We start from the raw sequence: 14,377 nt of genomic DNA on the forward strand, positions 1-14,377 counted from the left end.
GCTCAATCCTCAAACTCCGCCTCCAGCCGTTCCATCAGGCGGCCAGTGATGCGCAGAAAATCCATTTCTGTGATGATACCGATCAGTTCATCGTTCTGCACCACAGGCAGGCAGCCGATTTTTTTGTCGCGCATCGTGCGCATGGCCTGCACGATCGTCTCATTGGGCCCAACGGTGATCGGGCTTTTAATCATGATATCCTTCACACAGGTTGCGGTCTTGCCGTTGAGCCGGCTTTGGTGCGTGTAGTAGCGCAGCAACAGCCGGGAAGTAATAAGCCCTACGAGTTTGCCCTTGGAGTCCTCCACAGGCATGTAGCGGATTTTGCGCCAATCCATGAGTTCTGCGACCAGTTCGATAAGGTCATCTTTTTGCACCGTAAACAGGTCGGTCTCCATAAACTCATCGACCATCAGGCGGGCGGGTTTGTAATCGGGCATATCTTCTGCATTAGGAAGGTCCCAGGTATGTACCGGTTTATTGGCTTTCTGGTTTTTGATGATGGAGGCGGTCAGGCCACAAAGGGCTTCATCGCGGGTTACCTCCTTGGACAGTTTGGTGTAGGCCCGCAGTTGCCAGCGCGAGCCGCTCATATGCATTTTAGCCCGCTCCTCAATAATGCCCATATACCGGTCGATGTCGCCACTGTCCACATTGCGTTGCTTCAGGCCTTCCCGTGCCAGTGGGATGAGTTCCTGCTGCAGGAGGTCAGTAGCCGTTACTTTCTGGTCGCCAAACCAGGTGAACTTGGTATCGATACCAAATTTGGCGGATTTGATGAAATTGTCCTGCGCATCTTCCCACCCAATTTTAGCCCGGATATCAGGATAGGCAGTGTGCATGCCTACCATAGCTCCCAGCCAGAAAGCAGCGTTGGCCACTTCATCAACAACGGTTGGACCGGCAGGGATGACCCGGTTCTCAATACGGAGATGGGGCTGGCCATTCGGGCTCACACCATAGCAGGGGCGGTTCCACCGGTACACCGTGGAGTTGTGAACCTGCAGGGCACGTAGCTTGGGTACCTTCCCTTCTGAAAGCAGCTTTATAGAATCTTCTTCCACATCAGCACTCAGCAGTACACGGAAGCGCGCGATGTCCTCCTTATAAATCTCCATAATGGATTCGTTGAGCCAGTTGGTGCCGAAACTGACTCTGGGACTGCGCTGCCGCATATGTTCATTTGTGGTACGTACATCCAGGGCCTGCTGGAACAACGCAATACGGCTCTCATGCCACAAGCGCTTGCCGAAGACAATAGGCGAATTGGCAGCCACGGCAATAACGGGGGCAGCCAGAACTTGCGAGATATTGTACAACGGTGCAAAGTTGTTGGGGCTTACCTGCAGGTGGACCTGGAAGCTGGTATTGCAAGCCTCCAGCAGTGGAGAATTATGCCGCAGCAGCAGTTCGTCAATCCCCGAAAGCCGAAGCTCATAGGCACTGCCCTGCAGCTGAGAATTGATGGCCTCCATGAGTGCATAGTAACGCTTTTTGGGCGTCAGGTTGTGCATCTCCAGGTCGTATTTGCGCAGCGTTGGCAGTATACCGGTCAGGATGAGCCGGGCTTTCATGTCCTTTAGCCGGTCACTAATCTTGTCTAGTTTGCCGGCATTCTCTTTTTCCAGCTCGCTTAGGCAGTGCCCGGTGAACTCCCGCGGGTCGAGGTTGGTCTCCAGGTTGAACTTCGCCAGCTCCGTCTCCACCCAGTCGTAGTCCTTCATGTGGTCGAGCGCCTCCATGGCAATTGTAGCCGGCTTGTAGGTTTTTCGGTGCACCAGGCACATCTCCTGTTCCGCCCCGATACGGACGATGTCCTTTTCAAACCAGTCGTTGTCCAACATGTACTCCAATGCCTGTACATCCCGCAGCAGCTTCTTAACAAACTGTTGCATAGATACTTCATCCTGTACCAGAGAGACTCTTTGCTCGCCCATAAGTGTGTCGTTTTGTTCAACTGCTTAAATATAGTTGATAATTGGAAAGGCAAGCATAAATTTAGTTTTTAATTTTGCTTGCCCGGGCGGCGTGAAAAAAGAGCAATCTTTAAGATGTCCCACGCACACAATCTTTCCGGGCATTCGGTTGTTATGAACATTATGAAGCAATTGGTTTACATCTTCCTCACAGTGCTCATCTTCGCTGCCTGCCGCCGTGATAACCGGCAGCCGTTGTTTGATTTGGCTTACCCGAATTTCCGCTTCACCATTCAAGCCGGTGAAAGCCCTGTGCTTCCGGGGGCTTACGCCATTCGCGGGGTGGCTACCAATATTAACTTCTTCCTCAACCAGAACAATACGGATACCTCGGCGATTTCTGAGGTGAGTGCCTACTCGGCAACCCTTCGGTGCCTGGATGGGTTTGATTATGTCTTTATGGAGGGGGTCTCGGTACGCATATGTGAAGATGGGACAGAAAACTGTACCCCTGCCGATGAAGTCTTCTACATCGATCAGCTGCAACGCTACCCTGAAGATGACCGCATTGACCTGCTGCCCGGGCTGCGGAATGCCAAGCGGGATTTGTTCCGGGAGAGTGTCCGGCTGGAAATTGTTGTCTTCTTTGCCTATTCTCCACCTGCCAACTATGCTTCGCAACTGGATATGGTCTTCAGGGCCTACCGGTAATTAGAAGTAAAAAGCCACACCGCCCCTCAACCCAAAACGCCTTGCCTGTGGGTTATCAAGGTAGTTTAGTCGCCATACGGCTTCAATTTGGAAGACCTTCAGGATATTCTCAATGCCCACACTGGCCTCCATGTAGGGATGTTGGCTCGGTGCCCGGAAGCCCGGATAGGTGTTGACATCGGTAGGCTCGAAGAGGTTGAGCCGGTTGACATCGCGGTTGGCATTGGAGAGGCGGCCCATCACCGCTTTGAAGGTCGCGTAGGAACGGAATTTAAGCTTTCGCAAAAGCGGGATGTGGTTCAGGAAGAACCCATCGAAGTGGTGTTCCAGCATCAGGCTGGCGTAGGTATCGCTGGCAAACTCATACCGCGTCATCATATTGAAAATGCTGCGCCCCACCAGATAGCCCTCATTGCCGGGATGGACTTCCATCAACAGGAAGGGAACGTTGCCAAAAACTTTGCCGGCCCGTATGCGGTAGGACATCCAGCCTACAGGGTTCATATAAAAGTAGTGCCGGTAACTCAGGTTGAGCTTATGGTAGGTGTACTGCCCGCCGAGCAGGTCATCGACGCCCAGGGTATACTGGAATTCAATAATGGGGTGCTTGGATCCAAAGCTGTTGCGGCTGAAGTCTCCGTCCACAATCATCTCATCCTTGACGTACCGGGTTTTGAAAATGATCTCCGTTGTGCGGATGGTCGTATCAATATCCGTCAATCGGCCCGGGTCCGATAAGTAAGCAAAGTTGAAGCCGCGCCCGTCGGGAAAAATACCGCCGTAGGGGTCCATTTCCCGATGCAGGAAGGTGACGCGGTTGGACAAGCCGTTTTTCCAAAAGCGCTCGTAGTAGACCTTGCCCTCTCTTACACGCATCAACTTCATAAGCAGGTCACGCCTGAAAAGCCCGGAAAACAAATCGCCCTGCACAAATTCCTCACTATTCTCGCTGTTGAGGCTGATGTCGTTTACGTAAGCCAGGCCGGCAGTGGTCCTGGGCTTGCGGCTCATAATCCAATCCACATTGCCCCCGTATTTGAATTGCTGGTCCTGAAGCCCGTAGGCCAGGAAGCCACCAAGCCGTAGGTTTTCACTGAATAGCCGTGTAGTCCGCCCCCCAATACTGAAGCGGTCGCCTTCCACCGGATTGAAGCTGTAGAGGGAGGAATAGGGCCCGATTTCCACTTTGCCAATTTGCAGGTAGCCGACGAAGACAGTCTCCAGGACTTCCACATAGGTCTTGAACAAAGGCATATTCTGAATGCTGTCCACCATGGTGTAGACCTGCTGTTCCGTTTTGGAAAGCGGCTCGTGGCGGGCAGCCTGCCAGAAGGAGTCATTCTCTACCTTGACTTCATCGAGCAGGTAAAATTCTTCCTTTTCAATGTAATCCTGTTTGGTGCCGACCTGGTTGAGGCGCATGTTTTTGAAGGTCTCGGTCCGCCGGGCGATCATCCCGGGCGCATTTTCGGCGGGGGAAAAGTCGACCACCATCTTTTTCTTGACCGGCACCCAGTTGGGTACCTCCCCTTTTGGCTCGTATTCTTCGTGTATGATGATGCGGCTGACCAGGTTGATGTTGGCATCGGGCGTCATCCGCATATTGGCACGCTGTACCGCAAAGGTGGAATCTGCCACCCAAAAGTCGCCGTAAAAAGTTGGCTCCTGCTTGCGCTTGGGCTTAAACTTTAACTGATGGCTCCAGTACCCATTGACCATGGCGCTGTCGATGATGTAGTACTCGTAGTAGTTGAGCCCCGATTTGGAAAAAGGGCTGGCGAAGGGTTTGTCCAGCACGTAAACCCAGTCATCGTAAATACTGTACTCCAGGTGGATGCGCTTGATGTATTCGATGACAGTCTGATTGTTAGTGCCGGTAGCGCGTTGTGCTTTGATAATGCGTTTGGGCTGGCCCGCATCCTTCACATACAGCACATCGGAGAGGACCTCATTGATGTAAATCGGCAGGAAGGGCTTCTCATCCGAAGTGCTGTCGATATTCTCGAAGATGAAGTCGAAAGGCTTGAGGAGCTTCTTGTTGCGCAGCTCTGCGTCTATGTTTTCCAGGTCCAGCTCAATTTTAGCGTAGCTTTCGTAGGCGTAGGACTCCCGGGCGCTCATGCGGGTTTCCGGTTTGTTGTCAATAATGCCCTTCACAATGGCATTGGCCGGATTTTCCCCGGCAATGACCACCACCTCGTTGAGGGTCAGGCTGGAGCCGCCAAGGTAGAAGTTGATCTCCTGCTCTGCGAGGTCCGGCAGCACGGGCTTACGCACCACATTATAACCGATGGCGCTCGCGCTCAGGCTGTCTCCGGGCTCCTTGACCGTAAGTTCATAGTAACCATCCACATCCGTAGAGGTGCCTTTGGTGGTGCCTTCGAAAAATACGTTGCTAAAAGGTACGCCCTCCTTGGTATCCTGATCGATCACCCGGCCACGCAGCGTCACCTGCCCCAGGAGTGGAGCGGCTGTAAGCAGTAGCAGTAGGATAAATATTGGACTTTTCATCATCTCTTGGACGTAAGCTATATCTTTGTGGCCACTAATTCAACTCTTCGCGATAATGTTATTGCCCTTTTTCGACAAAAATCAGATTGAAGCAGGCTGCGATGAAGCCGGGCGCGGCTGTCTTGCCGGGCCGGTCTTTGCAGCTGCTGTGATTTTACCAACAGATTTTGAGCACCCGTTGCTCAATGATTCCAAACAATTGTCAGAAAAACAGCGGTACGAAGCGCGTAAAATCGTCGAAGCCGAAGCCATTGCATGGGCTGTAGCGCAGGTGGCCCCAAAAGAAATCGATGAGATCAATATTCTCAACGCCTCCTTCCTGGCTATGCACCGGGCCATCGCTCAACTCGACCCCATACCGGAATGCCTGCTCATCGACGGCAACCGCTTCAAGCCTTATCAGGACCTGCCCCACCACTGCATCATCAAGGGGGATGGAAAGTACCTGTCGATCGCTGCCGCCTCCGTACTGGCCAAAACCTACCGCGACGACTATATGATGCAGATTCACGAAATGCACCCCCACTACGACTGGCACAAAAACAAAGGCTACCCCACCAAAGCACATCGGGCGGCTATACAGGCGCACGGGGCTACGCCACACCACCGGCAGTCGTTCCGCCTGCTGCCTAATGCGGAGCAGGGGCGGCTTTGGGCGTAGGGTTTTGGTTGATTTCAGGGTAGCATGAGGTAACGTAGTATTTTGTCTTAGGCTGGAGCCAAAGGTTTAGGGCATTGCATTGCAAAGCTTGAGGCACTATGCTCCGCTTCAATGCACCCAACTCCAGGCGCAACTTTCCCCCTCTGGAGGGGGGCAGGGGGAGGAACTTTCCCCCTCTGGCCGCTTTCGCTCAGTTGCTACAGCGCCGGGACAAGAGTGGGTAAGGGGGAGGAACTTTCCTGAAAAAGGTTGACTTCCATAATTTACTCCAGAGCAGACTATCCAAATAATCATCAGCCTCCCAATTTATAAATTAACAATGCTGATTCGTATATTTACACTCCAAGCACCAATCCACCATGATATGCCCCACTTAAGATTACTGTTTTTTATCCTTTTACTGGCTAGCCTTTCCGATGGCCTACGCGCTCAGGCTACAGGCAACAACTACGCCCACTTCTTCTATGTCACCGACTTCCAGCCCGGTTGGGAAGACCTGCCGGAAACCGGGCGTGAAGCCCGCAATATTGGTCAGGTACTGGAAAGTGACTACAACTTCACCGTGCAGTACCACCGGGAGGTGGAAAAAGCAGACATCCTCCAGAAGATCGCCGAGATCAACAGCCGCAAATACGGCAAAAACGATCAGGTACTCTTCTTTTTCTCCATGCACGGCCACTTCGACAAATCCGCCGACCGCGGCTACCTCGTACCGGCAGATGGCAAAATACCCCGCCTTGACGCCTACGGGCAAACCTGGCTCAGCTACGACGACCTCGGCAGCTACATCACGAAAAATCCTGCCGAGCATGTCCTCCTCGCTCTTGATGCCTGCTACTCCGGTGCTTTTGGCGACCGCTACAAGGGCGCACCCGATGCCCTGCCCTGGGAAGGTGCAGGCGATTGTCAGCAGAAAGCCCAGTTAGCCCTGCAGCACGACAGCCGGCTGTACTTTTCCTCCGGCAGCCGGGAACAGCGCACCCCAGCCAATTCCCTCTTCGCCAAAAAATGGCTGGAAGCCCTGCGCAACGGCGCCCGCACCGGTTTGGTCACCTCCCGCGACCTGCGCTACTACCTGGGCGGTATTTCCTACCCCACGCCCGAGGGCGGCTCTTTTACCAGCCGGCACGAGGCGGGCGGGGATTTTGTGTTTCTGCACCGCTCAGCTTGCCAGGGTAGCAACAGCAGTGATGGTACAGATGCCGCAGAGGAGCAGCTATGGGCACAGGCGCAGCGCCTGAAGACCAAGGAAGCCTACGCCTTTTACCTGCAAGCCTACCCCAATGGCCGCTACCGGGCGCAGGCGGAGGCGAAGATTAAAGTCTTTGAGCAGGGCGAGACTATAACGCCCTCCTCTACCACCCGCCGGCGCGACCTTCCGGATATGCTCTTCGTGGAAGGGGGGACTTTTCAGATGGGGAGCTCGGATAGTGATGCCGGCAGCGATGAAAAGCCGCATACGGTCACGGTGGATGACTTTTACCTGCATCGTTTTGAGGTGACGAATTCGGAGTTTGCCGAGTTTCTCAATGCCAAAGGGCGGCACGAATACAATGGAGCAGAATGGTACGATTTGGATGACGAAGATGCCCGAATAGAGCAACGCAGCGGCACTTATACTACGAAAGGAAGCTATGGTAAACACCCGGTAACAGAGGTGACCTGGTACGGCGCAGTAGCTTACTGCAACTGGAAAAGTGAAGCATTGAACCTTCAGCCCGTGTACCGGATCAGCGGTACGAACGTAAGCGCGGACTGGAACGCGGATGGCTACCGCCTGCCTACGGAGGCGGAGTGGGAGTTTGCGGCGCGTAGCCGGGGAAAAGATTACAAGTATGCATGGGGTAATGGGAAACCCAATGGAAATATAGCAGATGAAAGTGCCAAAAAAGAGAATTCCGGATGGACTATTTGGGAAGGATACGATGACGGATATCCAGGTACGGCTCCTGTAGGAATGTTCGAGCAAGGTACACTAGGCTTTTCAGATTTATCCGGCAATGTCTGGGAGTGGTGTTGGGACTGGTACGATAGTGATTATTATAAAAACAGTCCCAGTCGTAACCCCCGTGGCCCCAGTACGGGCTCTGGCCGGGTTCTACGGGGCGGCTCCTGGGGCCTCTTACCAGCCTTTCTGCGTTGTGCTTTTCGTTACTACTCCGCCCCCGGCCTTAGTAGCAACTTCATAGGGTTTCGCCTCAGCAGGGCAGGTCGTTAGGTTTTAGTCTTTTTATTTTTTTACAGATTCCCTTAGGAGGGGCATGGCTCGTACGAGCCATGCCCCTCTTTCTATATATGGCCTATATGCACCAGCATATATAAGAGTGAAATGCATAAGGATATATTGAAAATTGGCACGGTATTTTCAGGAGTATAGGCGTATATATAGTCAGCATATATGGAATTACGAATCTTTACACTGCCGTTTGATGAGGTTTCGGAAGGTTTTCCGGATGAGATTATCACGCAGTTTTGCCAGAATAAGAAGGTGTACAGCATGAAAACGCACTTTTTTGAAGAGGAAGGCCGGCACTTTTGGTCCGTTGCCGTGCAGTATGAAGTGGTGCTAAAGGGAGAAGATAAAATACGGGCATTGGATGATGCGCAACAGCTGCTTTATGAGCGGCTCCGAGAATGGCGTAAGCAATACGCTGGAGATTTAGGTATCCCCGTATACCTGATCGCTACAAATGCGCAGTTTTTGCAAATGATAAAGATGAAATGCAGAACGCTGGAGAGCTTAAAGCAAATAAAGGGTTTTGGCAGAAAACGGCTAACAAAATACGGAGCGCATATTACCAATATCATTAAAGACTTCTATGAGCGGGGCAAGCAGGTGCAATCCGAACAGGAAGCTGCTGGCAAAATAGATGATTTACCTTTTTCTTAAACTCACACTCATGGCACAACCTCAGGATTATCCGTTATTCAACCATTGGTATCAGACGACTGATTGGCTTTTGGAGCGCTGTGAGCGAATGCCCAAACATACTCGCTTTACGGTGAGTGGGCGAATGGCCAATCTGGCGCTCGATACGGTAGAATTATTGCTCGAAGCTATTTATTCCCGCGAGCGTAAAGAGTTGATTAAAAAGATCAACATGAAGCTGGAAAAACTGCGGTTTTTCAACCGCCTCTGTAAGGACCGCTCGTATTTGAGTGTGACCCAATATGAGTTTTTGGCACGAGCCATCAATGAGTCCGGCAAAATGTGCGGCGCATGGGCAAAAAGTAGTCCGTCATGAAAAGATATGGGCAATTATTCGATGACTTTACCTGCTTTTCCAACTTGTTTTCCGCTTATAAGAAAGCCCGGAAGGGAGCTGTTGGAAAACCTTCAACTCAGCAATTTTCCTTTCAATTGGAGCCTGCTTTGTTAGAGCTGCAACAGGAATTAATCAACGGCAGGTATAAGCCAAGTGCTTATCGTTATTTCAAAATATTCGACCCTAAGGAGCGGATCATTTCCGTTGCTTCCTTCAAAGACAGAGTAGTGCATCATGCCTTAATCAATCTACTGGAACCGATCTACGAGCGTTGTTTCATACACGACAGTTATGCTACCCGTAAAGGGAAAGGCACGCACTTAGCCATAAACCGGGCACAAGCCTTTATGAGGGGGCATCAATGGTTTTTGAAGACAGATATTGACAAATACTTTGATAGCATCAACCAACAAGTATTGATCGCACTACTCAATCGTAAAATTAAAGATCAGCGATTGTTGAGCGTAGCCAAGGGCATTATACAAAATGGCGGATCAAATGGGGTAGGCCTTCCTATTGGCAACCTAACCAGCCAATTCTTTGCGAATGTTTACCTCAACCCCTTCGACCACTTTGTAAAACAGCAGCTCAGCGCAAAATACGTCCGGTATATGGATGATTTTGTCTTGTTTTCAAAGAATAAAGAGACATTGAAAAGCTACAAAACAGCTATTGAAAGCTACCTTTCAGCGCAATTAAAACTGCACCTGAAAGAGAAAGCGACCTTCATCAACCAAGCGGCTAACGGGTTAACATTTCTTGGTCGAAGGATTTTTCCCAAGACAATAAGGATCGCCCGACCTAACGGCAAACGCATGTTACGCCGGATGAAAAGCAAAGAGCAAGTCTACAGAAAGGGAGGTTTAGATCAAGCTGCTTTTTTGCAAAGTATGAACAGCTACTGGGCACAGTTGCAACCTTTTTACGGATTAAGGCAGGAAATTTTACAAGGGCAGTCAGCATGAGGGCTCTAACCGGGTTCAACGGGGCGGCTCCTGGAACAACAAACCAGCCAAACTGCGTTGTGCTAATCGTAACAACAACACCCCCGGCAATAGTAACAACAACATAGGGTTTCGCCTCAGCAATACAGTTAAAGTCTGAACAGTCAGCTCTACGGACATGGCTGCCGTACACGATCTGTCCCGCTGACTGTCCTGCACCCTTGAGGGTCAAATACAACTAGAAATGCATTGCTTGGTACGGAGACGGAAGAGCAGTGCATTCTTTCTCACCCCCCCTTCCGAAAAAACGAAAACACAATCTGCCCCACGTAAGCCCCCAGCACACTCTCCACCAGCGCCAGCCAGGTATTCATCTGTGCGAAGGAGAAGGCAGACTTGGCCTTCAGCTCAATGAAGAGGAGTAGGAGCAGCCCGTAGATGGGCAGCAAAAAATAAGAGAAGGTGACGAGCGGGCCCGAAATATACCGGGGCGGCTCCGGCCCTTTGTGGTGCTGCCGCAGGTAGTCGGCCACCATCACAGAGATGTAGGCGGCCAGAGCAGGGGCCAGCAAAGCCACGGTACCCTGGAATTGGTCATTGCTAAAGCCACCCGTGCTCCAGTGGTAGGACAGCCGCAGGATGACGGCTACCTTGATGAGGCACAAGAGGTAAAACAGGCGTTTCTTGAAAGTAGCCTCCGTGAGCAGGCGGCGCCGCTTTTTGCCGGGCGTGGGCTCATCCGGCAGGCGGCTCACCCAGTCGGTAAGGCTGTGGGTGATTTGGGCGTGGGCGCGGGAGTATTCCTCGTAAGAAATCAGCCCGGCGTTCCACTTCTCGTGGTGGTTCTGCGCACGACTGCCAAGTACCGTGAGGGCGTTGGCGATGTCGCTCAGCCCGGAGTACTCGGCGTATTCGAGGGCAGCGGCATTGGCGGCTTCAAGCTTGCCCTGCGTGATGAGCTGCCGGATGGAGGATTTGGTGTGGTCCATAAGCTAGGGGCGTTCCAGATAGCGCTTCAGGTCTTGCTGAAAGCGGTTGACGTAAGGGATGAGGAAGTCGTCTTCAAAGTCGGGCTCCATATCCATATAGCCGCTGCTGCGGGGCTTGTATACGCCGGAGCCGAATTTGCCCGTCAGGCTACCCGTGAGGAGGTAGCCGTCATCAGTGGGGGTGTAGTGGAAGGTGAACTCCAGGCGCTCCCGGCGCATATCGTTGCAGTCGCCCCACCACAGCTCCACGAAATCGCACCAGAGGGACTGCTCTTCGTCGGTTAACACTTCGCGGCAGAGGTCGGAGACGTGGAATTTGAGGACATATTCGTTATTGAAGTCGGTTTGTTCCACTTCGGGCTTTCGCTCTTCGCAGCCTTCCCGGGGCTGCTCATAGCGCTGCCGGGCGTAGCGCAGTACCGCATCGAAGACTTCTTGGCGGCTACGCTTTTTGTCAATAGCGACTTCGGATGTCCCCACCGCTTGCTCCACCCTGGGCAGCTCTACCGGGATATTGAGCGTCTGTGCTTTGCAGGCATTGATGCGTTTTTTTTGCTGTATGGCATTGTCAGCCTCCCATATCCAGTAGTAGAAACAGGGGTTGTAACCACTGCCGGAAGCCGCCGGCAGGTACACCTGTATATTGCCCTGCGCGGGCGGAATTTCCATAAAGCGGACGAAGGTATAGTAGAGGGTTTCGTCCAGCGACTCGCCGTCTTCCTGCTCTGCCAGGGTTTGCTGCAGTTCGTTCCAAAGGGCAGCGCCTTCGTCGGGGTTGGTGGTGCGCAGGCTGAGCCACAGCTCCAGTTCCATGCCGTTTTTCGCCAGCTTGGCTTCATCTACTTTCAGCACTTGCCCGTAGCCTTTGGCATCGAGCCAGCGCTGGTAGAGGCGGGCTTTTTTGTTGAAAAAGTCGGCATCGTCGCCCAGGAATACCTGCGCGTGAGGCTCCAGAGGTAGGCACAAAAAAAGCAGCGATAAGAGGTATGGTATCTTCATAACCATGGGGTTTGCTGCCAAATTACTGAATTTGTTATACTTGTTGCGGCTTCTCCCATCTTCAATTCGGCTCAGCCTGTAATTTTTGTACTTTTACACAGTGTTCAAACCCTCTACGCTATGACTTTACCCCGTTTTCTACCTTTAATGGTGCTGCTGTTTTTCAGCTACAGCCTTTCCGCCCAGTCCGCCCTGCGCGATGGCAAAGACTACGCCATTTTCTTCTACTGCACCTCCTTTGACCAAGGCTGGACATCCCTGCCGGAAACCGAAGAGGAGGTCAAAGCCATCGGTAACCTTTTGCAGTCGGACTACGGTTTTCAGCTCCACTACGTCAAGAACCCCAGCAAAGCAGACATCAAGGATGAAATCACGAAGTGGAACGCCCGCGTACGCCCCAATGATCAGGTGCTCTACTTCTTCTCCACCCACGGCTACTACGACGCCGCTGCCGACGAGGGTTTCCTCGTTCCGCACAATGGAAAGCTGCGGGATACCTACGGCGATACCTGGCTGAGCTACGCCGAACTGGGCCGCCGGGTGACCAAAAGCAACAGCAAGCATGTGCTCCTGGCGCTCGACGCCTGCTACTCCGGTGCCTTTGGCGACCGATACAAAGGCCAACCCGGTGGTACCCCCTGGGAAGCCGATGCAGACTGCGCCGATCAGGTAGAAAACGCCCTGTCGTACCCCACCCGCCGCTACTTTACATCCGGCAGCAAAAACCAACGAACCCCCGCCCGTTCCCTCTTCGCCCGCCGCTGGCTGACCGCCCTGCGACAGGGGCAGGAAAAAGGAGTCGTGCGTATCCGGGACTTACGCTACCACCTGGGTAGTATTCCCAATCCCAAGCCAGAGGATGGCTCCTTTACCGGGCATGAGGATGGTGGATTTGTTTTTGTGCACCGCTCGGCTTGTCAGGGTAGCGGCAGTGGTGGTACGGATGCCGCAGAGGAGCAGCTCTGGGCACAGGCGCAGCGACTGAAGACGAAGGAAGCTTACGCTTTTTATCGGCAAGTGTACCCCAATGGCCGCTACCGGGCTCAGGCGGAGGCGAAGATCAAGGCCTTTGAGCGGGGCAAGACTATAACGCCCTCCTCTACCACCCGCCGGCGCGACCTGCCGGATATGATCTTCGTGGAAGGGGGCAGTTTTCAGATGGGGAGTAGCGATAGCGATGCGCATGATGATGAAATGCCCCATACGGTCACGGTGGATGACTTTTATATGCACCGCTTTGAGGTGACCTTTGAGGAATACGATCAGTTTTGCGAAGCAACCAGTCGGAAGAAGCCGGATGATGAAGGCTGGGGGCGTGGAAAGCGCCCGGTGATCCATGTGAGCTGGTACGATGCCGTAGCCTACTGCAACTGGAAGAGCAAACAAGAAGGGCTACAGGAGGTATACCGAATTAGCGGTACAAGCGTGAGCGCGGACTGGAACGCCGATGGCTACCGCCTGCCTAACAGAGGCAGAGTGGGAATTTGCGGCGCGCAGCCGTGGTGGCAATGATAAATGGGCGGGGACTTCTTCGGAGTCAGCTTTGTCCAATTATGCAAACTACTATGAAAGTGGCTCAAAGGGTGGCTACATGCAAACGGCACCGGTGGGTTCATTCCGAGCTAATAAGCTGGGCCTGCATGACATGAGCGGCAATGTCTGGGAGTGGTGCTGGGACTGGTACGATAGCGATTACTATAAAAATAGCCCCAGTCGTAATCCCCGTGGCCCCAGTACGGGCTCTTACCGGGTTCAGCGGGGCGGCTCCTGGCGCGGCGAGCCAGCCCGACTGCGTTGTGCGTTTCGTCTCGGCGGCACCCCCGGCTATAGTAGCCTCTTCATAGGGTTTCGCCTCAGCAGGACCGCGGAATAGGCAGTGCTCCTGCCTTTCAGAAGATTCTGCGTCCCAGGGGGCGGGGCGTTAGATTTTATCTTTTCTCCGTCCGCTGAAGCCCTTTAGGGCGCAGGCGGGTTACTTTTTTACAAAACAATCAGGAGGGCATGGCTCGAAAGGGTCATGCCCTCTTCCTATATATGGCCTATATGCATCAGCATATATAAAGGTGAAATGTATACGGATATATTGGAAATTGGCCCCTTCGTTTCAGGAGTATAGGCATATATATAGCCAGTATATATGGAATTACGAATCTTCACACTGTCCTTTGATGAGGTTTCGGAAGGAGTTCCGATGAGATTATCACGCAGTAGTTTTGCTTTGCTGCTGAGAAGCGCTGTAAGATTGGGAATGGGAGGAGGCGTCAGGGGGGCATCTCCTGAATAGGGTCGATTCCTAGCCCCCACCAGACGCTTGCGCCACAGCTGGCTGCAGCGTAGGGGCACGTGGGAGACGCGTTGTTCGTGGCGCTGGGAACGGGGA

12 protein-coding genes and 1 pseudogene are annotated in these 14,377 nt (G+C 52.9%); 9 read left to right on the top strand and 4 right to left on the bottom strand.

The genetic code is table 11. The features are described from left to right. Positions 1-2: 2 nt before the first annotated feature. Positions 3-1,937 carry a CBS domain-containing protein gene (locus IX84_RS10030; protein ID WP_044219568.1) on the bottom strand — a complete coding sequence of 645 codons (1,935 nt, stop codon included), beginning with the start codon at positions 1,935-1,937 and terminating at the stop codon, positions 3-5. 114 nt (positions 1,938-2,051) lie between these two features. On the opposite strand from IX84_RS10030, the gene IX84_RS10035 reads away from it, so the two are divergent. Continuing rightward, a complete protein-coding gene (locus IX84_RS10035; RefSeq protein ID WP_044219571.1) occupies positions 2,052-2,627 on the top strand; it encodes a hypothetical protein in 576 nt (191 codons plus the stop codon). Here IX84_RS10035 and IX84_RS10040 read toward each other — a convergent pair whose 3' ends face one another. Then, complete coding sequence (locus IX84_RS10040; protein WP_052515912.1) at positions 2,628-5,141, bottom strand: DUF5686 and carboxypeptidase-like regulatory domain-containing protein; 2,514 nt, start codon at positions 5,139-5,141, stop codon at positions 2,628-2,630. Positions 5,142-5,193: 52 nt separating this feature from the next. On the opposite strand from IX84_RS10040, the gene IX84_RS10045 reads away from it, so the two are divergent. The 6 genes and pseudogenes from IX84_RS10045 to IX84_RS34530 all read left to right on the top strand — a co-directional run. Then, positions 5,194-5,799, top strand: a complete 606-nt coding sequence (locus IX84_RS10045; protein ID WP_044219573.1) for a ribonuclease HII — start codon at positions 5,194-5,196, stop codon at positions 5,797-5,799. Between the two features lie 364 nt (positions 5,800-6,163). Then, on the top strand, positions 6,164-8,017 hold the full coding sequence (locus IX84_RS10050; RefSeq protein ID WP_044219577.1) for an SUMF1/EgtB/PvdO family nonheme iron enzyme: 1,854 nt from the start codon (positions 6,164-6,166) through the stop codon (positions 8,015-8,017). Between the two features lie 180 nt (positions 8,018-8,197). Continuing rightward, positions 8,198-8,689 (top strand): HRDC domain-containing protein, encoded by a 492-nt coding sequence (locus IX84_RS10055; protein ID WP_052515913.1) that lies wholly within the window; start codon positions 8,198-8,200, stop codon positions 8,687-8,689. Positions 8,690-8,699: 10 nt separating this feature from the next. After that, on the top strand, positions 8,700-9,044 hold the full coding sequence (gene avd / locus IX84_RS10060) for a diversity-generating retroelement protein Avd (protein WP_044219783.1): 345 nt from the start codon (positions 8,700-8,702) through the stop codon (positions 9,042-9,044). Continuing rightward, positions 9,041-10,030, top strand: a complete 990-nt coding sequence (locus IX84_RS10065; protein ID WP_044219580.1) for a reverse transcriptase domain-containing protein — start codon at positions 9,041-9,043, stop codon at positions 10,028-10,030. The genes avd and IX84_RS10065 overlap by 4 nt, the downstream gene beginning before the upstream one ends. Before the next feature lie 46 nt (positions 10,031-10,076). After that, positions 10,077-10,169: pseudogene (locus IX84_RS34530) on the top strand (hypothetical protein); the annotation flags it as partial. Positions 10,170-10,296: 127 nt separating this feature from the next. Here the strand turns inward: IX84_RS34530 and IX84_RS10070 are convergent. Further along, positions 10,297-10,998 (bottom strand): hypothetical protein, encoded by a 702-nt coding sequence (locus IX84_RS10070; RefSeq protein ID WP_044219581.1) that lies wholly within the window; start codon positions 10,996-10,998, stop codon positions 10,297-10,299. A gap of 3 nt (positions 10,999-11,001) precedes the next feature. Beyond that, a complete protein-coding gene (locus tag IX84_RS10075; protein ID WP_044219585.1) occupies positions 11,002-11,997 on the bottom strand; it encodes a hypothetical protein in 996 nt (331 codons plus the stop codon). A gap of 120 nt (positions 11,998-12,117) precedes the next feature. Here IX84_RS10075 and IX84_RS32300 point away from each other — a divergent pair, with 120 nt between their 5' ends. Together IX84_RS32300 and IX84_RS34330 are read left to right on the top strand one after the other, a co-directional pair. Beyond that, positions 12,118-13,509 (top strand): SUMF1/EgtB/PvdO family nonheme iron enzyme, encoded by a 1,392-nt coding sequence (locus IX84_RS32300; protein ID WP_052515914.1) that lies wholly within the window; start codon positions 12,118-12,120, stop codon positions 13,507-13,509. Then, positions 13,445-13,870 (top strand): formylglycine-generating enzyme family protein, encoded by a 426-nt coding sequence (locus tag IX84_RS34330; RefSeq protein WP_081968693.1) that lies wholly within the window; start codon positions 13,445-13,447, stop codon positions 13,868-13,870. The genes IX84_RS32300 and IX84_RS34330 overlap by 65 nt, the downstream gene beginning before the upstream one ends. Positions 13,871-14,377 lie beyond the last annotated feature (507 nt).

Source organism: Phaeodactylibacter xiamenensis, assembly GCF_000759025.1.
Lineage (GTDB): Bacteria > Bacteroidota > Bacteroidia > Chitinophagales > Saprospiraceae > Phaeodactylibacter > Phaeodactylibacter xiamenensis.